We start from the raw sequence: 377 nt of genomic DNA, 5'->3' as shown, positions 1-377 counted from the left end.
CCAATCGTCAGCCTTGGGCTGTTTTGTTTTACTTTTTTAAAAGTAAAAACGACTGAATTATTCGTCAGCTTTCCAAATTGTTAAAGAGCAAAGGTTTCATACTATTTAAAGAAAAAAACCATTTTTAAAGACACTACAAAATGCGTTTAAAAATGGTATCCCGTAGGGGAGTCGAACCCCTGTTACCGCCGTGAAAGGGCGGTGTCCTAGGCCTCTAGACGAACGGGACACAGGCTTGTAAAAGTGTGGGTACTTTTACGACAATACCTACAATTAAGCAGGTACTTTGCTTTACCTTCATTTTAAAAATGAACATAAAGCCCTCTCTTTACTTTCTAAACCTAATCAATCTGTGTGAACACTCATCAACTACAATC

The 377-nt window shown here is 37.9% G+C and carries 1 tRNA gene; it reads right to left on the bottom strand.

The features are described 5' to 3' along the window. Window positions 1–153: 153 nt before the first annotated feature. Window positions 154–229 (bottom strand) — tRNA-Glu (locus R3X26_RS18950). Window positions 230–377: the final 148 nt, after the last annotated feature.

This window comes from Vibrio sp. TH_r3 (assembly GCF_033101115.1).
In the GTDB taxonomy this organism is placed as follows: Bacteria; Pseudomonadota; Gammaproteobacteria; order Enterobacterales; family Vibrionaceae; genus Vibrio.
Note: the sequence above shows the minus strand (reverse complement) of the source record. Positions and strands in the feature narration are given on the sequence as shown.